Here is a 22,653-nt window from a genome sequence, read left to right on the forward strand (position 1 = left end):
CGCTTAGCCGACCTTTTCCTCGGCTACAGTGTCCACCTGCCCGGCCAGCAGGTCCTCAAACGTCTGGCGCTTGCGAATCAGGCGCAGTTCGCCGCTTTCGTCCAGCAGCACTTCGGCCGGCCGGGTGCGCGAGTTGAAGCTGCTGCTCATCTCGAAGCCGTAGGCGCCGGCGTTGTGGAAGGCCAGCAGGTCGTTTTCGTGGATTTCGGGCAGCAGCCGGTCCCAGGCAAAGGTGTCGGTTTCGCAGATGTTGCCCACCACGGTGTAGAGCCGCTCGGCGCCCTTGGGGTTGGTCAGGTTGCTGATGTGGTGGTAGCTGTCGTAGAACATGGGCCGAATCAGGTGGTTGAAGCCCGAATTCACGCCCGCGAATACGGTGGCCGTGGTCTGCTTCACCACCGCCACACTCACCAGCAGGAAGCCGCTTTCGCTCACCAGGTACTTGCCCGGCTCAAACCAGCATTCCAGCTCGCGGCCGTATTCTTTCTCGAAGGATTTGAAGGCCGCGGCCACCTGCTCGCCCAGCGCGCGGACGTCGGTTTCGGGGTCGCCGGGCTTGTAGGGCACTTTGAAGCCCGAGCCCAAATCCAGAAACTCCAGCTCCGGGAAGCGCGTGGCCGCATCGAACAGGATTTCCAAGGCGCGCATGAACACGCCCACGTCCTTGATTTCGGAGCCCGTGTGCATGTGCAGGCCGCGCACGTGCAGGCCGGTGCCCTTCACCACGCGCTCCAGGTGGCGCATCTGGTGGATGCTGATGCCGAATTTGGAGTCGATGTGGCCGGTTTGAATCTTGTAGTTGCCGCCGGCTTCGATGTGGGGGTTCAGGCGCACGCACACCGGGTACGAGCCGCCAAACGTGGCCCCGAACCGCTCCAGCAGCGAAATATTGTCGATGTTGAGGTTGACGCCCAGGTTCTTGGCTTCCACCAGCTCTTCAAACGTCACGCTGTTGGGCGTAAACAAAATCTCGTCGGGCGCAAACCCCACGTGCAGGCCCAGCCGCACCTCGTTGATGCTCACGCAGTCGAGCCCCGAGCCCAGGCCGAGGACGTGGCGCAGCACGGCTACGTTGCTCAGTGCCTTGCAGGCGTAGAAAAAGCGCGTTTTGTGCCCCGCAAAAGCCGTGGTTAGCTTCCGGTATTGGCGCGTAATGGTAGCCGCGTTATAAACGTATAGCGGGGTGCCGAACTGGTCGGCGGCGGCGCGCAGCGCCTCGTTCACATCAGACATAATCACAAAAGTACGGCTTGTAGCAGCGAAGCCATTCGTCATGCAGAGCGCAGCGAAGCATCTTGCCTACGCAGCGTAATTATTTACTATTGCGGGCAAGATGCTTTGCTGCGCCCTGCATGACGTGCAATTCATGTGCATAATTCCCTCAATTCCTCTTTATGTCTACTTCCACACCCCTCGAAGTCTGGCTGCGCGGCCCCGTTGCCGGCGTGCCGCCGCTGCTGCAACCCGTGGCCCACGCTCTGCTGCAAGCCCGCGACGAGCTAACCGCCGCCATGCAGAATTTCCCACCTGAGCTCGTGAACGAGCGGCCGGCCGGTGTGGCTTCCGTGGGCTTCCACCTGCAGCACCTGGCCGGTGTGCTCGACCGCCTGCTTACCTACGCCCGGCAGGAAACCCTCACAGCGCAGCAGTTCGCCGCTTTCAATGCCGAAGTCCCGCCGTTGGTTGTTGCTAAGGATACTGTTGAAAAACTGGTGCAGGATTTCAGCAACACGGTGGATAAAGCCATGACGCAGCTTAAAGCCACCGACGAGGCTACCCTCACCGAAGTGCGTGGCGTGGGCCGGGCGCAGGTGCCTTCTACGCACCTGGGGCTGCTTTTTCATGCGGCCGAGCACACCACCCGCCACCTGGGCCAATTGCTGGTGACGGCCCAGTGGGTGCGGAATAAGTAGGAAAAGGCCGTCATGTCGAGCGCAGCCAAGGCATGACGGCCTTTTTTCCCGTTGGCTTTACCGCGGGCCCGCGGCCGCCTCCTTGTGCACGCGGGGTTTGGCGCGCTCGTACTGCGGCGGCCAGGGCACCTCCACGCCCAGGTCGTGCGCGGCGAAGAGCGGGAAGTAGGGCTCGCGCAGAAACTCGCGGGCCAGCAGCACCAAGTCGGCCTGACCGTTGGCGAGGATGGCTTCGGCCTCCACGGGGCTGGTGATGAGGCCCACTGCGCCGGTGCGAATACCCGCTTCGGCCTTGATGCGCTCAGCAAACTGCACCTGGTAGCCGGGGCCCACGGGGATGGGCGCCTTGGGCACGTTGCCGCCGGTGGAGCAGTCAATCAGGTCGACGCCGCGCGTTTTTAGTATGGCCGACAGCTGCACGGCCTCGCTGGCGTTCCAGCCGCCTTCGGTCCAGTCGGTGGCCGAGATACGCACGATGAGCGGCAGGTTTTCGGGCCACACCTCGCGGGTGGCGGCCACCACGTCCAGCAGCAGACGGATGCGGTTTTCGAAGCTGCCGCCGTACTCGTCGGTGCGGTGGTTGCTCAGCGGCGATAGAAACTGGTGCAGCAGGTAGCCGTGGGCGCCGTGCAGCTCAATTACCTGGAAACCGGCATCAAGGCAGCGCTGGGCGGCAGCGCGGAAGTCGGCAATGACTTTCTGAATGCCGGCTACGTCGAGGGCCTGCGGCTGCGGGTAGTTGGGTGCAAAAGCTTCGTCGCCGGGGCCCACCACGGGCCAGCCCCCTTTGGTTTCGGGCACGGCGCCCTCGCCGCGCCAGGGGGCGAAGGTGCTGGCTTTGCGGCCGGCGTGGGCCAGCTGCACGCCCGGCACGCTGCCCTGCGCCACAATGAAGTCGTTGATGCGGCGCAGCATGGGCACCTGCTCGTCTTTCCAGATGCCCAGGTCTTCGGGGCTGATGCGGCCCTCCGGCGACACGGCCGTGGCTTCTTGGATGATGAGGGCCGCGCCGCCCACGGCCCGGCTGCCCAGGTGCACAAGGTGCCAGTCGTTGGCAAAGCCGTCCTGGGCGCTGTACTGGCACATGGGCGACACCACAATGCGGTTTTTCAGGGTGATGCCGCGCAGGGCCAGGGGTTCAAATAGCTTAATCATAGAAGGCGAAATGTAAAGTCAGAAGCCAAGCCTCCTTAACCGGTTTGCGGCTCGTGGGGTTATGGCTGAGACACCTCGGCAGTTGGGTAAGCGGTATTTTTGCGGCCTCATTGCGTTATTATAAAAAATGTCGGCTCCGGCTTTTCTACTGTTCTTCAACCTGCTTTGCACCCTGCTACCGCTGCAGAAGCCCGTTACCACGTTTCCGGTGCCCAGCGGGGTGCCCAACCAGCTGTTCTACCTGCAGCGCGACCCCAACACCAACACGGTTATCTACCAGCTGAACTTGGACCGCGCCGGCCGCCTGGTCGAGGACGAGCCCGTGAACGTGTTCTGGATTCGCTACGACGAGCACGGCGAGCGCAAGGACCTGAACTTCATTCAACGCAAGTTTGCCTACGGCCTCACGGCCGAAAAGCTGGCGGCCGAGAAGTACGAGCTGAAGTTTGCGGCCTACAGCAAGGTGCGGTTTTTCCTGCTGCGCTCGCCCGTCGATAAGAACTTCCACGTGTATACCACCCTGGCCGGCAAGCAGCTGCAACTGGAGCGGGTGTTTCTGCGCATCGAGGGCGGCACGTTCTGGGTGCCGAATGTCAAGTACATCGAGTTCAAAGGCTTAAATACGGCCACCCGCGAGCTGCTGGTGGAGCGTATCACGCTGTAGCGCGGACTTTCCCTCCGCACCCGGCAAGCGCATCTTCATTTGCATTTCTGCCCGGCGTGCCTACCTTGCAACCGCAAACCACTCCTGTTATGCTCCATTCGCGCATCCAGCTCAGCTATTATTACCTCTACGCCACCGCGTAGAGCGTGCCGCCGTTTGTAGCTAACCCTCAGACTTTTCCAGCGCCGCTCGTTCATCGGGCCGGCGCTTTTTTAATGCCCAATTCCGTCATGTTTTCCACGCCACAGGTCGCTTCTTATTACGGCTATCACTACTTCTTCCCGAAGAAGCCGGCCCGCTGTTGCCCGAGCTAACCGCTCGCTGTCAACACCACCAGGGCCCCACACGGAGGCCCTTTTTTATTGTCCAAACCTCACGCTCGATTTTTCGAATTCACCATGCAAGTTCCCGTTGCCAGCCGCCTAGCCCACACCGGCGAATACTACTTCTCGCGTAAGCTGCGCGAGCTGACAGCTTTGAATGCGGCCGGCGCCAACATCATCAACCTCGGTATTGGCAGCCCCGATTTGCCGCCGCACCCGAGCGTGACGGCCGCCCTCGCTGCCAGCGCTGCCCAGCCCCACGCCCACGGCTACCAGGGCTACCAGGGCACGCCGGCCCTGCGCGGCGCCATGGCCGAGTTTTACCAGCGGCACTACGGCGTGGCGCTCGACCCGGCCAGCGAAATCCTGCCCCTGCTGGGCTCCAAAGAAGGCCTGATGCACGTGGCCATGACCTTTCTGGAAGCCGGCGACGCGGTGCTCATCCCCAACCCTGGCTACCCCACCTACCGCGCCGTGGCCGAAATCAGCGGGGCCGAAGTGCGCGAATACGACCTCACGGCCGCTACCGGCTGGCTGCCCGACCTGGATGCCCTGGCCGCGTCCGACCTCTCGCGGGTGAAGCTCATGCTGGTGAACTACCCGCACATGCCCACCGGCACTGCGGCCGACGTGGCCTTCCTGACGCGGCTGGTGGCCTTTGCCCAAGCCCACGGCATTCTGCTGGTGCACGACAACCCCTACGGCTTCATTCTGAATGAAACGCCGCCCCTGAGCCTGCTGGCCGTGCCCGGCGCCCGCGAGGTAGCGATGGAACTGAACTCGCTCAGCAAGAGCCACAACCTGGCCGGCTGGCGCGTGGGCATGTTGTGCGGCCGCGCCGACCTCGTGGCCACCGTGCTGCGCTTCAAGAGCAACATGGATTCGGGCATGTTTCTGCCGGTGCAGCAGGCGGCGGTGGCCGCCCTGGCGCTGGGCGAGCAATGGTTTTGGGAACTGAACGCCACCTACCGCTTCCGCCGCGCGCTGGTGCTGGCGCTGCTGCGCGCGCTGGGCTGCGAACCGGCCGCTGGCCAGGTGGGCCTGTTCGTGTGGGCCGCCGTGCCGGCCGAATACGCCGACGGCTACGCCCTGAGCGACGCCGTGCTGGCCGGAGCGCGGGTGTTTCTGACGCCAGGCGGCATTTTCGGTAGCAATGGCCGGAGCTACGTGCGGGCCAGCCTGTGCCAGCCAGAAAGCGTGCTGTGCGAAGCGCTGGCGCGGGTGCGGAAATGGCGAAACGCCAGTCATGCCTCGGCTACGCTCGGCATGACGGCCTGATAATTCAACACTTCACTGACCCACAACTCCACCAAATGACTGTCACCATCATCGGCCTCGGCCTCATCGGCGGCTCTTTGGCCCTCAGCTTGCGGCAGTATGGGCTGGCGCAGCACCTCATCGGGGTAGAAGCAAGCCCGGCCCACGCGCGCCGCGCCCAAGAGCTGGGCTTGGTAGATGCTATCGAAACCGACCTACCCACGGCCGTGCGCCGCGCCGACCTAGTGGTGGTGGCCGTGCCCATGGACGCCATGCTCGCGGTGCTGCCCGCCGTGCTCGACGCCGTCGGGCCGCAGCACGTCGTCATCGATGTGGGCTCGACCAAAGGCGCGCTGCTGGCGGCCGTGGTCGGGCACCCGCGCCGGGGGCGCTTCGTGGCCGCGCACCCCATGGCCGGCACCGAGTATTCGGGGCCCGATGCGGCGGTGGCGGGCCTGTTCGAAGGCAAAAATGTGGTGCTATGCGACACCGAGCACAGCGACCCCGACGCCGTGCAACTAGTCGAAAAGCTGTTTCAGGCGCTGCGCATGCGGCTGCTGCACTTGGATGCGGCGGCCCACGACCTGCACACGGCCTACGTGTCGCACATCTCGCACCTCAGCTCGTTTGCGCTGGCGCTCACGGTGCTGGAAAAAGAGAAGGAGGAGCAGCGCATCTTCGATTTGGCCGGCGGCGGGTTTCAGTCGACGGTGCGGCTGGCCAAGAGCGCGCCGGCCACCTGGGTGCCCATCTTCCGCCAAAACCGGCTGAACGTGCTCGATGTGCTCGACGAGCACCTGCATCAGCTTCAAGTGCTGCGCGGGCTGCTGACGCAGGAAGATTACGACGGGCTAGCCGAGCAGATTGGGCAAGCCAACCGCATCCGCAAAATGCTGCCGTGATGAATGAAGTGCAAAGTCGGCCGTCATGCCGAGCGCAGCCAATAACTAATCCAACAACCAACATCCTAATGAATCAAATCACCATCCCCGCCATGAAATCCGCCTTATTCAACCGCCAGCCCGACGACAAGCCTTTCCTTATTGCCGGGCCCTGCTCGGCCGAAACCGAGGAGCAGGTGCTCGAAACCTGCGAGCGCCTGGCCGCCACTGGCAAGGTACAGGCCCTGCGCGCCGGCATCTGGAAGCCCCGCACCAAGCCTAGCGGCTTCGAGGGCGTGGGCACCCGGGGCCTGCCCTGGCTCAAGCGCGCCAGCGAGCTAACCGGCCTGCCCACGGCCGTGGAAGTGGCCACCGCCAAGCACGTGGAAGATTGCCTGGCCTTCGGCATCGACATCCTGTGGGTGGGCGCGCGCACCACCGGCAACCCGTTTTCGGTGCAGGAAATTGCCAGCGCCCTGCGCGGCGTCGACGTGCCCGTGCTGGTGAAAAACCCCATTCACCCCGAACTGGAGCTGTGGGTGGGCGCCGTGGAGCGCCTGCAAAAAGCCGGCCTCACGCACGTGGGCCTCGTGCACCGCGGCTTTTCCAGCTACGGCAACACCGATTTCCGCAATGCGCCGATGTGGCACCTGCCCATTGAAATGAAGCGCCGGCTGCCCGACTTGCCGCTGCTCTGCGACCCCAGCCACATTTGCGGCCGGCGCGACACGCTGGCCGCCGTGGCCCAGCAGGCCCTCAACCTGGGCTTCGACGGCAACATGCTGGAAAGCCACATTGACCCGGATAATGCCTGGAGCGACGCCCGGCAGCAAATCACCCCGGAAGTGCTGCGTGCCCTCATCCAAGACCTGGTGTGGCGCCACGAACCCACTCACGAGCAGGAGTTTCGCTCGGCCCTCGCCGGCCTGCGCGAGCAAATCAACCAACTCGACGCCGAAATGATGCAACTGCTGGGCCGCCGCATGGCCGTGGCGGAGCAAATTGGCCGCTACAAGAAGGAAAACGACCTCACCATCCTCCAAACCAACCGCTGGAACGAGGTGCTGGAACGCGCCCAGCGTCAAGGGGCGTCTGTGGGCCTCACACAAGAATTTGTGGCGCAATACCTGGCCGCAGTACATTTGGAATCCATCAACCGCCAGAACAAGGTGATGGAAAGCTAAAATTGCGAATGCCTGAGACTGCTTTGCCAACACGTCAGTCGATAAAAGGCGTTTTGTACGGATTTTATACTTGTAGTATATAAAAAAGCCGCCTTAGCTACTGCAAGGCGGCTTTTTTATGCTGAAGCTGTTTAGAAAGTCGCTTGGATTGGTCCGACCGCTTTTCGCGGTCCGACCGGTTGTCGTGGGAAGTAATAGCAGAGCTCACCTGACGCGTCCAGACGACGACCGGTCGGACCGCCTAGAGCGGTGTGACCGGTGCGGCTGACTTTCGAAACAGCTTCGCTGTTTCGATGGGTAATTAAACTTTGCCGCGTTCGCGCAGGCGCTTCAGCCCATAGGCGGCGCCGGCCGCCAGCAGCAGCGAAGCACCGCCATCGAGGGGCACATCGGTGGGATTAGGAGTGGTGGGCGTGCCCGGGCCGGGGCCGCCGCTGCCGGGCTGCGCCAGTGCCTCCGATGCAGCTCCCGTGGCCAGCCACAGCGCGGCGGCTGTTAGCGCCAGGCGCCAGGTGTTGAGGTTTTTCATATCAATAAGATTGCAAAAGATGAGGAGAATGCCCACCGCCAGCGCGGTAGAGGCCCCCGGCCATCCAAGGCGACCGGGGGCTCGGTGCGTGCGTAGCTAGTTAATCGTCAGTCGCTTGTTGATGGTGCCGGCGGCCGTTTGCAGGCGCACGGTGTAGATGCCCGGGGCCAGGCCGGGCAGCGACAGCGGGCGGAGCAGGCTGGCGCTGGCGGGCAGGGTTTGGTGCAGCACGGTTTGGCCCAGGGCGTTCAGCAGTGACACTTCCAGGGCCTGCGTGCCCAGCGCGGCGGGGAGGCTGAGCGAAACGCTGCCGTGGGCCGGGTTGGGGTAGAGGGCCGCTTGCTGGCTGAGGGCGGCCGGCGCCGTGGCCAGCACCCGGTTTTGGGTGATGAGCAGCGCGAAGCGGCCGGTGGCGGCCGGGCCGGCTGCCAGGCTCACGGTGTAGCCGGTGGGCTGGCTCAGGTCGAACATGGTGCCGGTTTGGGCGTCGCGCAGGTAGGCGTAGCGGCCGGCGGGCAGGTTCAGCAGCTCGGTGGCGCGCAGGGTGTAGGTGCCGGCTTGCGGCGCGGCCACGCGCAGGGCCACGCTCACGTCGGCGGTGCCCAGCGCCGGCAGCGTGTTGATGGACAGCAGCTCGGTGGCACTTACTTCGCTGGCCAGCACGGGCGTCCCGCTGGCGGTCAGCTTGTAGGCGTCGGCCGTGGCATCGAAGCCGGAACTGGCGCCGCTGGCGAAGCTGACGACGGTTTCATCGCCCGGGCCGGTGGCGGCGCGCAGGTCCAGGCGCACGAGCGGGTCGGTGGTGGTGCTGCGCTGGAAGACGGGGCTGGCGTAGGTGGTGGCGCGGGCCGTGTTGGCGAAATTGATGGCGCCCGGCGTGGCCGCCGAGGTGGTGCGCACAAAGAAGCCCTGCGCCACGGGCAGCAGGTTGGTGCCGCCGTTGGTGCTGGCACCGCCGCGTACGTAGCTGGAATAAGTACCGGCGTACTGGCCACTGGAACGGAACACGTACACGGCCGCATCGAGCCCGGTGGTGCTCACGGCTTCCCAGTCAATCGGGGCGGGGTAAGGGTTGCCCAGCAGCTGCCAGCCCGACTCCGGCAGGGCGGTGCGCGTGAGGCCGCTACGGCTTATGGCGCCGTTGTTCAGCGCGCCCACAAAGTCCACGGTCTGGCTGCCCGGAATGTTCACGGTGTAGCCCTGGCCGGGATTCAGGGCGTCGCTCAGCGCCGTGGGCGATTCCCATCCGTAGTCGAACGCGCTGGTAGCGGGGTTGGCCGAGGCGAACAGACGCGACGGGTTGTAGGCAAACACCGTGGGGAAGGAAGGCACGGTATTGCCCTGCGTGTTGTAAGCCGGATTCACCACCGGCGTGAAGCCGCTGGTGGCTAAATCGGCCACGGTGCTGCCGCTCACCGGCGGCGCGTAGTGGCGGTAGCCCTGGCCGGGGTTGGCCGGGTCGATGTAACGCTGCACGGTGGCATTGCCCACCACGGTGCCGCTGGCGTTCACGACCATGGCCGTGCCGGTGGCATTGGAAAGCAGCGTGAACGCGCGCCCGTTGGTGGTGAGGTTGCCGGTCAGGCTCAACAGCTGGCGCACGCCGGCGGCGGCGGCCAGGCTGGCCCCCGCCGAGCCCACGGTCAGGTTCTGGAAATTGGAAACGCTGGTGCCGCCGATGGTTTGGGCGGCGGTGCCGGCCAGCGCAATGGTGCCGTTGCCGCTGCCAGCCAGCGCGCCGCCGTTGTTGGTCAGGTTGCCGGTCAGGGTGAGGGTGCTGCCGGCGGGGGTGGTGAGGGTGGAACTGCTGCCCGACAGCGTGACGCTGCGAATGGCCTGGGCCCCGCTCACGGTGGGCTGGTTGGCGGCGTAGCCGGGGAAGAAGGCGTCATCCGTAGCCAGGGGCAGGGTGTAGGCCGAGGTTGATGAGACCAGGGCGTTGGCGGGGGCGCCGTTGTTGGTTATCCAGTTGCTGGCGGTGCTCCAGGCGCTGCTGGTGTTGCCGGTCCACATGGGGCCGGTGTAGGTGCTGGCCACGTAGTTGCGCAGCCACACCAGGGCCGGGCGCTCGGTATTGTCGGCGTTGGCCAGGTTGGCGCCCTGGGCGGTGCGCCAGTGGCCCACGCGGTAGCCCCACAGGGTGATGCCCCGCACGGCCGGATTTTCCCAAAACAGCGGGAACACGCGCTGGTAGTTGGCCAGCTGGTCGGCATCGGCCAGGCCGTCGAGGTCGAACTCGGTGACGTAAAGCGGCAGGTTGGTGGCCGCCAGCGTGGCCATATTAGCCTGAATGGACGCCGTGGACGTAGACGCCAGCGAGAACGAGTGCCCCTGAATGCCGATGGCGTCAATCAGCCCGCGGGCCTTGAGCAGGTTGGCGATGGTGACGTAGGTGGCGGCCCGGTTGGGCTCGTTTTCCACGCTGTACTCGTTCAGCATCAGCTTGGAGTTCGGGAAGTACTGGCGGGCCAGCTGGAAGGAGGTAATCACCCAATCCCAGCCGGTGGTGCCGCTGCCGCCCAGCGCGTCGATGTAGCCGCCGCAGTCGGCCACGCCGGCCCGCACCACCGGGGGCTGGTGCGTGGGCTCGTTCACCACATCAATGAAGTCGATGCGCTTGCCCGCGAAATGGTCGCGCACGGCCGCAAACCACTGGTTGATGGCCGCCAGCTGGTCGGCTTGCGAGAGACCCACCAGCCAGGTGGGCTGCTGGGTGCCCCAAATGAGCGTGTGGAAGCGGAACGGGCCGCCCGTGGCCACGGCCTGCGCGTAGGCGGCGTCGGCCTCGGCCCAGTTGTAGTTGCCGCGGGTGCTTTCGGCCACGCCCCACTTGCCGCCGTTTTCGGGCGTCACCGAGTCCCAGTAGTTGCCGAAGAAGGGCGCCTGGGCCGAGCTGTAGGCGCTGCCCAGGTACTTGGGCTTACCCGTAGCGAAAGGCACGCCGGTGGGCGTGAAGGTGACCGGCGGGGTGCTAGAGCCCTGCGCCCCGGCGTCGAGGTTGGCCACCGTGAAGTAGCGCCCGGTTTCGCCAAACACAAACTTGTCAAAATCGAGCCCGTCTTCGCGGGCGCCAATCTGGAAGGTTTGGGTGAGGGCGCCGGCCGGCACGGTGAACGTTACCAGCGGTGCGCCGCCGAAGCTGTACTTCGACAGGTTGACCCATTTCCACACGCTGTTGCCCGCCGCCCCGGCGCCGTCCACCACCTGGGTGGCGCCGGTGTAGCCGATGTTGTAAACGTTGTTGCAGTTCACCCAATCCGAGCTGGTGGTCACGCCCTTGGCCCCGAAGCTGTTGCCGTAAAAAAAGCTGTCGTCGTTGGCGCCGTTGGCCCCCACCCGGATGCGGGCGTACAAATCGTAAGTGCCCGCCCCGGGGAAGGTCACGGTGTAGCTCAGCACCCGGTTAGCGTTGCCCGGAAAGCCGCCGCCGCCGGGAATGGACGCCACATCGGTGAGCGAGGTGGCGTACGTCACGGCGGGGGTGCCCGTGATGCGGAAAGCCCAGTCGCCCTGCGCCGCGCCCGTGATGGCCCCGCCCGCCGAGGTGCCGCTTTCGGCTTGGAAGGGCACGGGCGCGTTCTGCGCCGAAAGGGTGAGGTGGCCGCTCAAGGCAGCCGCCAGCGTAAGAAAAACGCGTTGAAGTTTCTTCATAGGAAGGAAGGGAATTGGTGGGAATTGTAGATGAGAAAATCGGCTGCTTCGGCCGCGTCCGGCGCCGGCACCCGATTTAAAAGTATGTCCCTTCCTCATGGAATAAATGCCTGTTTTTCTGCCGATAAGCCACTTTTTTTAGCGGTAACGATTGTGATAGTTACACAACCGTTTGTGATAGCCGGGCTAGCACAAAATTTTATTGCCTGCCCGCAGCCTCCATTTTCCTTGCGCACGCAAAAAGGGGCTCCCACTACCGTGGGGCCCCTTTTTATAAGCTCATGTGTATAGCCTTAACGGCTTATTCCACTACCAAACGCTGAGTGCCGCGGGTGCTGCCGGCCTGCACCTGCACGGCGTAGAGGCCGGGGGGCAGGCCGCGCAGGTCCAGTGTGTGGGGGCGGCCGGCGGAGGCCCAACTGAGCGTTTCGGTGCGCACAGAGCGGCCCATTGCATCGGTTAGGGTGAGGACGGCGCTGGTGGCGCCGGGCACGGCGGGCAGCTGCACGGTGGCGGTGCTGCGGGCCGGGTTGGGGGCTATGCTGAAACCTAAGTTGTCTTTAGCCGCCATGGTGGCCGTGAGGGTAGGGTCGGCGAGGGAGGCCAGGAAGCCCAGACGCGTATTGGTGGGAATACTTCCTGGCAGGGGAGTGCCGCTGAAGGTGGCCGGCGTATTGACAAACCCGTGCGCGTAGACCGTGGAGCCGGCCGCCGCAATGCTGTAGGCAATATCTGCACGGCTGCCGCCGGCCTGCTGCACCCAGCCGAAGCTGCCGCCGGGGCCTGTATCGGTTAGCTTGGCCACGTAAACATCGGCATCGCCGGTACTGGTCACGGTGGTCGTGCCGAAGTCTGCCACTCCCCCAAAATAGCCGGTTATGTAGAGGTTGCTGCCCCGGGCGATGAGGCCCAGCGCAGCATCATCGCCTATCCCGCCCGCGCGGCGGGCCCAGGCAAAGGCAGCGCTGCCGTTGCCGTCGGTGACTTTGGTTACGAATATGTCGTTGGATGGAAAGTAGGGGTCTAAGGTTGACGACAACTGGGCGGTGCCGAAAGTGCATTGGCCCTGGAAACGCCCCGTGACGTATACGTTTCCCCCGCCGACGGCCAAGTCACTCGGATTAACCAAGCTGCTGGCCCCACCGACCGCCAGCGCCCAATTAAAGCTGGCGGCGCTCCCGGCGTCCGTAAGCTTCGCTACGAACATGTCGAAATTGGTACTGGTCAGCACCGTGCTGCCGAAGCCCACGGCGCCGGAAAATCCGCCCGCCAGGTACAGGGCCGTGCCGCTCACCGCCAGCGCGTTGCTAAAGTCGCTGCCGGTGCTGCCGATGGAAAGCACCCACCCAAAGCTGGCGGCAGTGCCCGCATCCAAGAGCTTGGCCACGAACCCGTCGGTGTCACCCGCGCTGGTGAGGGCGGTTGCCCCAAACGCCGCCGTGCCGGCAAACGAGCCCGTTGCGTACACGTTCGGGCCGTTTACAGCCAGGCCCGTGGCGATGTCATTCCCGCTGCCGCCAGCCCGCACGGCCCACGCCCAACTGGCTGTTCCGCCCCCGTCCAGGAGCTTGGCCACGAACACGTCGGCATTGGCCCCGTTGGTGCCGGCGGCTGTCAGGCTGGTGTTGTCGAATGTAGCCGTGTAATAAAACCGGCCCGCTACGTAGAGACTGCCCCCGCTGCTCACGAGCCGGTCCGGCTGCACGTAAGTGGTGCCGCGGACCTGTTTCGCCCACACAAAAGCGCGGGCCGCGGGGCTCCACTTTGCGATGAACATATCGAAGTAGCCCTGGCTGGTAAGCGTAATAGCGCCAAAACTGACCGTGCCAAAAAAATACCCGGCGACGAACACGTTGCCGGCGGCATCGGTGGTCATGGGGCCTTGCTGCAAGGAGCTGTTCGGGGTGGGCACCATTGCGGCTGTCATTTGCAAGGACTGGGCCCGCGCCGCCGGCCCCGCCAGCCACAGCATCAGCAGCAGTCCGGTAAAGAAGCCACGGCGCAGCAAAGAGGAGATGTAGGTCATAGAAAGCGGTTAACGGCATGCCGGTGGTAGGATGCCCGAGTAAATATAGCCGCACAAAGCAGCCCCGACGCATGGACGGCGGGGCTGCTTCCCGGAACATCCTATATACGGCTATTCCACCGTCAGCCAGCGCGTGGCGGTGGCCGGGCCGGCGCTCACGCGCAGGGCGTAAAGGCCCGGCGCGAGGCCGCGCAGGTTCAACTCGTGGCGCTGGCTGGTAGATAAGCTTAACGTTTCGGTACGCAAGGTGCGGCCCAAGGCATCGGTCAGTGTCAAGATGGCGCTGGTAGCACCGGGCACGGCGGGCAGCTGCACCGTGGCGGTGCTGCGGGCCGGGTTGGGGGAGAGGGAGAAGCTCAGGTTGCCCCGGGCGGCCGCCGTGGCGGTGAGGGTGGGGTCGGTGAGGGAGGCCAGGAAGCAGGCGGAGCTGGTAGAGGTATTAATGGTTTGACTACCAAAGCTGGCTATTGGCCCAACGGTTCCTCCTACGTATACGCTGCCCCGGGCCACACGCACAGAAGTAGCAAAGTCATCAGCGGAGCCACCGGCTTGCTGCGCCCAGTCGAAACGGCTGGAACTGCCAGCATCAACCAGTTTCGCTACGAATACATCCCGAGGGTAGCTGCCATTCGCGCTGGGCCTGGTAAGCGTGGTGGCGCCGAAGCTGATTTGGCTGCTTCTGAAGGTGCCCGCCACATACACATTGCTGCCCTGCACGGTAATGGCCGTGGCCGAATCCATGTCCGCGCCTCCGGCCCGTTGGGCCCAGGCAAAGCTGGCCGTAGCACCCGCATCGGTGAGCTTGGCTACAAAGGCGTCATAGTCGCCAATGCTGGGGAGGCTCGTGTTGCCAAAAGTGGAGGGAGTGTTGCCGAGAGGGCCGCCTACGCTATAGCGCGTGCTGCCATAATACCCCGCTATGTACACGTTGGCCCCATTAACCGCCAGCGCCTTCGGGACGTCAAAGCCAATACCTCCGGCCTGCTGGGCCCAGGTAAAGCTGGAAGTAGGGCCTGCATCGGTGAGCTTCGCCACAAAAATATCGGTCCTGTTACCGTAAATTCCTGTGGCGGGGTTGGCATTCGTTAAAGTGAAAGGGCCAAACGTTGCTGTAGGCCCATTAAACCCCCCGGTCACGTAAACGCTGGAGCCACTCACGGCTAGGGCAACTGCAACATTGCCCCCCAAGCCACTGCTCTGTTGGGCCCAGACAAAGTTGGCCGTGGCTCCATTGTCTGCCAGCTTGGCTACGAAGGTCGAACCGGCCACACTGGCGTTGGTCAGCGTGGTTGCACCAAAGACGACTGTGCTTGCGCTAAACCAGCCGGCCACATACACATTGCTGCCGTCCACCGCTATACCAGTGGCACCTTCGTTGCTGGTGCCACTGGCCCGTTGGGCCCAGGCAAAGCTGGCTGAGGCACCCAAGTCGATAAGCTTGGCTACGAATACATCCGTGCCATTGTAGGAGCCGGGCGAGGTGCCGGTATTGTTGGTATTGGCCAGCGTGGTACTGCCGAAGGCAGCGGTAGGCCCCGTAAAGGCCCCCGTGATGTACACGCTGGTGCCCACTACTGCAATAGCAGATGCACCGTCGTAGCCCCCGCCCCCGGCACTCTGGGCCCATACAAAGCTGTTGCTAACCGGGCTCCATTTGGCCACGAACGCATCTGTTTCATTGAAGGATGTATTGCCAACAGTCAAATAGGGCGTCACGCTGGTAAGCGTGATGGAGCCGAAGCTGGCCGTTCCGGAATAAGTCCCCGTGATGTAAACGTTACCGCTGGCATCGGTGGCCGTAGCGCTGACTTGAGGAGGGACGCCGAATTGGGAGCCGCTCTGGTTAATGGTCAAAGCCATTTGCCAGGCCGGGGCTTGGGCAAAGGCCGCCGGGCCGACGAGGAGCAGCAACAACAAGCAGGCTAAGGGGCTGCCGCAGGCGAGCGTAAAAAAGTGTTTCATGCAGGCTTTAGGGAAAGGAGAAAATGAAAGCGGCCCCGATGTGGAGCATCGGAGCCGCTTCGTGCAAAAACCAAACCACTAAGGCAATAGCAACACTACCAAATCACCGCCCTATCGGCCGGCTTGCGAATCATCTTGTCGCCCTCTTGGCAGCCAAACGCCGCCTGAAACTGCGGCATGTTCATCAGCGGGCCGATGGTGCGGTACTGGCCGGGCGAGTGCGGGTCGGTGGCAATTTGCTGGCGCAAGGCCTCGGGCCGGATGTTGGTGCGGCGCAGCTGGGCCCAGCTCAGGAAGTAGCGCTGCTCGGGCGTGAAGCCGTCGAACTTCGGGCGCGGGCCGTTGCCGTAGCGCTGCTGCAGCTGCTTCTGCAGGGCGCCGTATACCACCGTGAGGCCGGCAAAGTCGGCCAGGTTTTCGCCCATGGTCAGCTGGCCGTTCACGTGCACCGAGTCGAGGGGCGAGAAGGCGTCGTACTGGCGGCCCACCACGGCAGCCCGCTTCGTAAACTCGGCCGCGTCGGCGGGCGTCCACCAGTCGCGCAGGTTGCCCTGGGCGTCGTACTGCCGGCCCTGGTCGTCGAAGCCGTGGGTCATTTCGTGGCCCATCACCCCGCCAATGGCGCCGTAGTTCACCGCGTCGTCGGCCTGGGGGTCGAAGAAGGGCGGCTGCAGGTAGCCGGCCGGAAACACCATCTCGTTCAGCGTCGGGTCGTAGTAGGCGTTGATGGTGGGCGGCGTCATGCCCCACTCGGTGCGGTCGATGGGCTGGCCCAGGTGGGCGGCCTCGCGGCGGTTTTCCCACTGGCGGGCGGCCAGCAGGTTTTTGAGGTAGCTCTCGCGCGTGATTTTCAGGCTTGAGTAATCCTTCCACACGTCGGGGTAGCCGATTTTTACGCGCAGGGCGGCCAGCTTTTTCAGGGCCTCGGCCTTGGTGGGCGCGCTCATCCAGGTGTTGGTTTGGATGTGCTCGGCCATGCTGGCCTTCACGTTGTTCACCATTTCCAGGGCCTTGGCCTTGGCCGCGGGCGGGAAGGCCTGGTCCACGTAGAGCTGCCCGAAGGCTTCGCCGAGGTAGCTGTCGGTGGCGGCCTGCATGCGCTTCCAGCGCGCGGCCTGTTGCTTGGCTCCGGTCTGGGCCTGGCTGAAGCGGAAGGCCGCGTCGGCAAAGGGCGTGGGCAGAGCCGCGGCCGTGCTGCGCAGCAGGTGCCAGCGCAGGTAGGCCTTCAGGTCCGGAATGTTCTCGGTTTTCAGCACCGCATTCACCTCATCCAGAAAGGCTGGCTGGCCCACGATGATTTCCTGGGCCTTGCCCATCTGTAGGCCCGCCAGCAGCCCTTTCGGGTCGAGGGCGGGGTAGCGCTTCTGGGCGGCGGCCACGGTCATCTTGTTGTAGTTCGTTTGGGGGTCGCGCAGCTCCACGGGCGTGCGCGAGGCCTTGGCCAGGCGCGTTTCGATGCGCTCCACGGTGGCCGCGTCGAGCTGGGCCAGCGCGGGCGGGGCGCCCGCCAGCTCCAGCACCTGCTGCATGTAGGCGCGGTAAGCGGCCTTCACCTTCTCAGAGCGGGCGTCGGTTTTAAAGTAGAACTCGCGGTTGGGCAGCGTGAGGCCGCCCTGGCCCATCTGCACAGCGTACTGGGAGCTCATCTTCTCGTCCACGCCCACGCCCACCTGGAAAAACACGCCGACGCCCAGGTCCTGCAAACGGATGATTTCGCGGTGCAGGGCGGCCGCGTCGCGCACGGCAGCCAGGCGTTCCAGCTCCGGCCGCAGCGGCGCCAGGCCGGCCCGGTCGATGGCCGCCGTGTCCATGGCCGCGGCGTAGAAGTCGCCCACCTTCTGCAGGTTCGAGCCGGGCGCGGCGGTGCGGTTAGCCGCCGCGTCTTCCAGAATCTGGCGCAGCAGGGCCTGCGTGCGGTTGCCGAGCAGGTTGCGCGGCCCCCAGCTGCTGGCGTAGCTCGGCACGGGGTTGTTGCGCAGCCAGTTGCCGCCCGAAAACTGAAAGAAGTCGTCGCAGGGGTTCACCGTGCGGTCGAGGTCGGCCATGTCGAGGCCGACGCCTTTGGGGTAGGTTTCGGTGGGGGCAGGCGTAGCCGGCGCTGTGGTGGCCACGGGGGCGGGCCTGGTGCCGGCGCAGCTGGCCAGCAGCAGCGCGGTCGCCAGCCAGGGGCGGGAGGAGCGGTTTTTCATAAGCAGCGAGTCAGCGTTTCGGAAGCAAAGTAGCGCCAAAGACCCTGACAGCGGCCCAAAATTGCATGGGAGTATCGATAAGACATCTGTCATCCTGAGCGCAGCGAAGGACCTTATCACCGAAGAACGGCTTGCAGTAATTGTTTACTGATGCAGGCGTGAGAAGGTCCTTCGCTGCGCTCAGGATGACAGCCGTTTCAAAACAGTACACCGCCTCCTACCGCAGCCCCAGCCGCTCGCGCAACTGCTGGTACAGCTTTTCGCCGTCGCTGGGGTGGTAGGCACTGGCCTCCACCAGTTTCCCGTTTTTGTCGAAAATCATGTAGGTCGGTAGGTAGGGAATCACCTTCTCCAGCGACTTCTGCACGGCCTCCGAAGCCAGGTAGTGGGCGCCGCGCAGGTTGCTTTTAGCCGCCAGCGCCGCCCACTTGTCCCGGAAGCCGGGCTTGTCGACAGAGATATAGAGCACCTCGATGCCGTTTTTGCTGGCAAACTCGTGCAGGCCCGGCTCGTGCCGAAACTCGGCAATGCACGGCCCGCACCACGAAGCCCAGAAATCGACAAATACCGGCTGGCCCGCAAACTGCTGGCGCACGAGTCCGGCCAGTGTCCGTACCGTATCCAAGCCCGGCGCAGGAGCGAAGGCCAGGGCGTTGGCGCCGGGGGCAAGGGTGCCGAAGGTGAGGTTCTGGCCCGCCACCGCCGGGGCGGCCGGCGCTTTGGGCAGGGCCCGGGCGATAATGGGCACGTACGGACTCGTTGGAAACATCCGCTTGTAATCGGCAAACGCCCGGACAAAATCGGCCGGGCTCATGGCGTTGAAGGACAGCGCCGTGAGAAAGATGGTACCTACGCCTTCGCCCTGCGCCGCGCGGGGCAGATAGTCGAAGCGGCCCATGCCCCCATACACCGGCGCAAACTGCGTTTCGTAGCCGGCCCAGGTGCGGGCCGTGGGTGCGGGGCCGGGCAGCACGCCCCGCTGGCGCAGTTCTGCCACGGTGCCCAGGTTGCCGAGGGCCGAGTAGCGGTAGCGGGGCAGGGCAGGGTCGTAGCGGGCACACAGAGCCACGGCCAGCCGGCGAACCTCGGCGGCGGGCATCTTCAGGTGCAGGTTGGCCTTGGCCGAATCCTGGAAGTGCACCGCCAGCGCATTACCCACCCAGAACAGCAGGCGCTGCTCCACCTCGGCCGCCAGCACGTCGTGGCAGCGCTGGCTGATGCCTCTGGTTCGCAGCGCAGCCGTGAGCAGGGCCTGGGGTGTGGCGGCCTCGGCCTGCAGAGCCGCCAGCCCGGCCGCGGCAGTGGGGGCAGCGGCCAGGGCTTTGGTGAGGCGCTGGCCGTCGGTGGGGCCGCCGTTCAGCAGCTTGCCTTGCTCCAGTAAGTTGTTGCCGGCCGCGTTGGTGCCCGCGTAAGCCACCGTAGGCGGCGCATTGCCCACGCCCGGCGTCAGCGTGAAGCCAAGGCGCGCGCCCGGCTCCACGAAGGCGAGGCTGCGCGGGGCATACTTGCCATCGTAGCGCACAAAGCCCGTTTGGCTGTGCCGCAGCTGGTAGCGGAAGCGCCCGCCCCGCACCATCGCTTCGTTGGGTCCGTCGGTGAAAAAGTAGTTCAGCGGCACACCCGGCAGGGGCTCGAAGATGGTCACCGTGGTAGAATCCGGCACGCCGGCAAACTGGCCGGTAATAACAACCGGCGCGGCCGGCAACGCGGTTTTTTGGGCACACACCAAGCCAGGGGCAACGGCCAGCGCCGCCCCCAGCAGGCAGGAGGGGTACTTCATTGCAGAAAAGGGTGAGCTAGCGAGTGAACGACTCGGAAAGGAACTTGCCCGCGCCGTCGAAGGTGAGGTAAGCGGGCCGGCGGCCAATCACAATCTCGGCCTGGTAGCGCGAGGGGCCGCCGTTGGCGTCCTTCAGCTCTGTCACGCCCAGCAGGCGGGCGGCGGGGTAGTGCTGCGTAATGTAGGCCAGCGCCGGGGCGGCCAGGTAGGGCACGCTAGTCGCCTGGGCCGGCGCGGCGGGAGCTGTGGGTGCATTGTTCAGCCTGTTATTGAAAGCCACTACCTCGGCGCTATTCTCATTGGCTTTGGTGGTCACCACCAATATGCCATTGTCGGCTTCAGCTCCGAAAAATTGGCGGGCCTGCTCGTTGTCTTTAAATACGCTGATGTTGGCTATGTTGTCAGCGCCAATATCCTTTATATCGCCGGCATAACGCCGGCCATCCAGGTACACAACAGGTGCTAGCTTCTTGCTGTAAATAGCCGGGGTTTTCCCTGCCAACGTCCCCCCAGCGGCTGGCGCCGCCGTGCGAACCGTGGCCGGGGCCGCCACCAGCTGCTCCGCTGCATTAAAAAACAGCTTGTGCTTCTCGCCATTGCTGGCCATCACGCTGGCGTAGTATTTAATGTGCGGCGCTTTCTCCGACGCCTTCTCGCTGATAAACCAGCCACCCAGCTTGCTCCCGGGATATGTCTTGGCAATGTAGGCCTTGATGCCATCGGGCAGCTGGTGGTCGGCCGGGTTCACGGATGTGGTGGCCTGCACCGGCACCATGCGCTTATTTTCAATGGTAAACTTTTTATTGAATGCCACCACATCGGGCCGATTCTGATTGGCTTTGGTGGTGACCACCGCTACACCGCGACCTGCTTCCCCGCCCAGCAGCAGTTGCGCCGAGGGGCCTTTGAGAATGGTCATGCTGGCAATGTTGTCGTTGTTGATGTGGCTAATGTCACCGGCTTGCCTGCGGCCATCCACGTAAAACACCGGAGGCAGGGCATCAGGCCGGTCCGTCAGGGTAGCGCGGGCAATACTGCCGAAGCTCTCGGTGGCGGGGCGGGCTTCCTTCGCCGCTGGCACCGCCGGCCCGGCGCCCTGCGCCCGCGCGCCCGAAAAGCCCAGGGTAGCAGCCAGCACCAGCGGCCCGGCCACAAAATAGCGGGCCAGCTGCCCGGTCGAAGAAAGCGGTGTGTTCATCATGGCAACGCGGTTTTTGAGGGTGGGGAAGGTGAAATGCGAAACAAGGGCGGGGCCCGGCAGCCCCTGACTCAGGCGCAGCAGGCTGTATTGGTAGGCGCGCCGGTCGAGGCCGGTTTGCAGGGCGGCGTGGTCGGCCAGATACTCCAAATTGTCGAGCAGGGCGCGGCGCAACAGCCAGGCCGCGGGGTTGCACCAGGCCGCGGCCTGCGCCACCTGGGCCAGCAGCACATCCAGCGTGTGCCCTTGCCGCACATGCACCTGCTCGTGGCGCAGCACGGCCGCCAGCTCGGGCGTCGGGTGCTGCCCGGGGTTCAGGTAAATGGTGGCGCCGAAGGAAAACGGGCTGACGTCGCCGGGCAGCGCCCGCACCGCTACGCCTTGCACCACCGCGGGTCGCGACAGGCGCCGCAGCCGCGCCAGCGACAGCAGTTGCACCAGCAGCCGCAGCAGCCCCAGGGCCATGCCGGCGCCGTACACGGCCAGCGCGACGGCGTTCCAATCGGTGGGGGCAGGGGCGGGACTGGCGGCCGCGGTCGTGGGCAAGCTGGCCGTTTCCATGAGCACCACGGCCACGGGCGCAGCGGCCTCCGGCGGCAGCAGCGCCGGCACCGGCAGCAGCGGGTATACCGCCGAAAACAGCAGCGCAAACAGCAGGTAAAACCGGTTCAGCGTGAAAAACGTGAGCCGGCGCAGCAGCCCAAAATAAGCCAGCGCAAAGAGCAGCAGCGCCCCGTTGGCCTTCAGCAAATACAGCAGCGTGGGCGAGAGCATGGCTAGTCCTCCTTCTTGCTTTCGATGAGCTTGATAATTTCCTGCAGCTCTTCGGCGCTGATTTTGTTGTCCTGCGCGAAAAACGACACCAGCTCCTTATAAGAGTTCTGGAAGTGCTGCTTCACCAGCGTGCCCAGGGAGCGGCGCTGGTAGTCATCGGCCGACACCACGGGCACGAAGCGGTAGGAGTTGCCCAGCTTTTCGGCGCGCACGTAGCCCTTGCGCTCCAGGTTGCGCAGGGTGCTGGCCAGCGTGGTGTAGGGCGGCCGCGGCTCGGGCAGCTGGTCGAGCACGTCTTTCACGAAGCCGCCGGCGGGCAGCGGCCACAGCACGCGCAGGGCATCTTCTTCAGGTTGGGTGAGGCGTTCCATGGGCGGCTTTGCTGGCTTGTTACGATGATGTCGTAAATCTACGAAAATTTCGTAATTGTGAAACGGGTTGGGCGGAAATAAGTTGTAGTGAAAAAGAAAAGCCCATCTCAGGGGCTGAAATGGGCTTTTTGATAAAGAGTAAAGGGCGCAGGTCTAGGTGGGAGCAGAGGCGCGCGGGGCGTCCGACGTAGGGGCGGGGCTTGCCCCCGCCTGTCGTTGGGCGGAACCGTTGGTTTGGCGCGAACGGCCGGGCGGGGGCAAGCCCCGCCCCTACATTGTTCAATGGCTCATTTTGACTTTTACGTCCGCACCTTGTCCGTCTGCTGAATCTGCAGCCAGCGGATGGCCGCGCCTTCGTCGTTGAAAAACGAGATGGCAAACGGCTTGTCGTCGTAGGCTTCGGCCGACACGTAGCCGGGCCGGCTCACAATGGCTTCGTGCAGGGCCGGGCCCACCAGGTAGGCAATGTAGAGGCGGCCGCCCAGCCGGCGCGCCATCTCCGGAAAAAACTTGTTGAGCAGCCACTCGGTGGTGCCCGGGTCGTTGAGGGTGCGGCGGCGAATGTCCTGCAGCCAGAAGCGGGCCTGCTTGTCGACGGCGGCCTCGCACATCTGCTGGTACACGGCGGGAAGCTCGTGCGGGTCGGGCTGGTAGGCCCAGCGGCTCACTAGGATGTCGAGGTCGGCGCGGTACGAAAAGTCGATGAGCGGCGCAGGAATGTCGGAATTCATAGGGACAGGCAGGAGGCAGGAGGTAGCAAATTACGCGTTGGCGGCCTCATCTGGTTGCCCGCTGG

Annotated in this window: 16 protein-coding genes; 5 read left to right on the plus strand and 11 right to left on the minus strand. The window is 64.5% G+C overall.

Annotated features, from left to right (window positions below; translation table 11 throughout):
• Positions 1–3 precede the first annotated feature (3 nt).
• Entirely contained in the window at positions 4–1,233 is a 1,230-nt protein-coding gene (gene lysA, locus MTP16_RS07895; protein WP_243517823.1) for a diaminopimelate decarboxylase, read from the minus strand.
• 161 nt (positions 1,234–1,394) lie between these two features.
• On the opposite strand from lysA, the gene MTP16_RS07900 reads away from it, so the two are divergent.
• On the plus strand, positions 1,395–1,913 hold the full coding sequence (locus tag MTP16_RS07900; protein WP_243517824.1) for a DinB family protein: 519 nt from the start codon (positions 1,395–1,397) through the stop codon (positions 1,911–1,913).
• A gap of 57 nt (positions 1,914–1,970) precedes the next feature.
• Here MTP16_RS07900 and MTP16_RS07905 read toward each other — a convergent pair whose 3' ends face one another.
• Positions 1,971–3,068, minus strand: coding sequence for an NADH:flavin oxidoreductase/NADH oxidase (locus MTP16_RS07905; RefSeq protein ID WP_243517825.1), 1,098 nt, complete (start codon positions 3,066–3,068; stop codon positions 1,971–1,973).
• Positions 3,069–3,195: 127 nt separating this feature from the next.
• Between MTP16_RS07905 and MTP16_RS07910 the strand changes: the two genes are divergently transcribed.
• From MTP16_RS07910 to MTP16_RS07925, 4 genes are all read left to right on the plus strand, one after another.
• Positions 3,196–3,732 (plus strand): DUF4833 domain-containing protein, encoded by a 537-nt coding sequence (locus MTP16_RS07910; protein WP_243517826.1) that lies wholly within the window; start codon positions 3,196–3,198, stop codon positions 3,730–3,732.
• 398 nt (positions 3,733–4,130) lie between these two features.
• Complete coding sequence (locus MTP16_RS07915; protein ID WP_243517839.1) at positions 4,131–5,333, plus strand: pyridoxal phosphate-dependent aminotransferase; 1,203 nt, start codon at positions 4,131–4,133, stop codon at positions 5,331–5,333.
• Between the two features lie 35 nt (positions 5,334–5,368).
• Complete coding sequence (locus tag MTP16_RS07920) at positions 5,369–6,214, plus strand: prephenate dehydrogenase (RefSeq protein WP_243517841.1); 846 nt, start codon at positions 5,369–5,371, stop codon at positions 6,212–6,214.
• Positions 6,215–6,306: 92 nt separating this feature from the next.
• Positions 6,307–7,377 carry a chorismate mutase gene (locus tag MTP16_RS07925; protein ID WP_243517843.1) on the plus strand — a complete coding sequence of 357 codons (1,071 nt, stop codon included), beginning with the start codon at positions 6,307–6,309 and terminating at the stop codon, positions 7,375–7,377.
• Between the two features lie 301 nt (positions 7,378–7,678).
• Here MTP16_RS07925 and MTP16_RS07930 read toward each other — a convergent pair whose 3' ends face one another.
• The 9 genes from MTP16_RS07930 to MTP16_RS07970 form a co-directional block, all read right to left on the minus strand.
• Entirely contained in the window at positions 7,679–7,906 is a 228-nt protein-coding gene (locus MTP16_RS07930; RefSeq protein ID WP_243517845.1) for a PID-CTERM protein-sorting domain-containing protein, read from the minus strand.
• A gap of 96 nt (positions 7,907–8,002) precedes the next feature.
• Positions 8,003–11,557 (minus strand): endo-1,4-beta-xylanase, encoded by a 3,555-nt coding sequence (locus MTP16_RS07935; protein ID WP_243517846.1) that lies wholly within the window; start codon positions 11,555–11,557, stop codon positions 8,003–8,005.
• A gap of 301 nt (positions 11,558–11,858) precedes the next feature.
• Positions 11,859–13,583 (minus strand): T9SS type A sorting domain-containing protein, encoded by a 1,725-nt coding sequence (locus MTP16_RS07940; RefSeq protein ID WP_243517849.1) that lies wholly within the window; start codon positions 13,581–13,583, stop codon positions 11,859–11,861.
• Between the two features lie 111 nt (positions 13,584–13,694).
• On the minus strand, positions 13,695–15,545 hold the full coding sequence (locus tag MTP16_RS07945) for a T9SS type A sorting domain-containing protein (protein ID WP_243517852.1): 1,851 nt from the start codon (positions 15,543–15,545) through the stop codon (positions 13,695–13,697).
• A gap of 95 nt (positions 15,546–15,640) precedes the next feature.
• Positions 15,641–17,734, minus strand: coding sequence for a M13 family metallopeptidase (locus MTP16_RS07950; RefSeq protein ID WP_243517854.1), 2,094 nt, complete (start codon positions 17,732–17,734; stop codon positions 15,641–15,643).
• A gap of 217 nt (positions 17,735–17,951) precedes the next feature.
• Positions 17,952–19,514: a TlpA family protein disulfide reductase gene (locus MTP16_RS07955; RefSeq protein ID WP_243517857.1), complete on the minus strand. Its 1,563-nt coding sequence runs from the start codon at positions 19,512–19,514 to the stop codon at positions 17,952–17,954.
• Positions 19,515–19,530: 16 nt separating this feature from the next.
• Entirely contained in the window at positions 19,531–21,486 is a 1,956-nt protein-coding gene (locus MTP16_RS07960) for a M56 family metallopeptidase (RefSeq protein WP_243517860.1), read from the minus strand.
• Between the two features lie 2 nt (positions 21,487–21,488).
• Entirely contained in the window at positions 21,489–21,857 is a 369-nt protein-coding gene (locus MTP16_RS07965) for a BlaI/MecI/CopY family transcriptional regulator (protein WP_243517863.1), read from the minus strand.
• 299 nt (positions 21,858–22,156) lie between these two features.
• Positions 22,157–22,588 carry a hypothetical protein gene (locus tag MTP16_RS07970; protein ID WP_243517865.1) on the minus strand — a complete coding sequence of 144 codons (432 nt, stop codon included), beginning with the start codon at positions 22,586–22,588 and terminating at the stop codon, positions 22,157–22,159.
• Between the last annotated feature and the right edge of the window lie 65 nt (positions 22,589–22,653).

This window comes from Hymenobacter monticola (genome assembly GCF_022811645.1).
GTDB lineage: Bacteria > Bacteroidota > Bacteroidia > Cytophagales > Hymenobacteraceae > Hymenobacter > Hymenobacter monticola.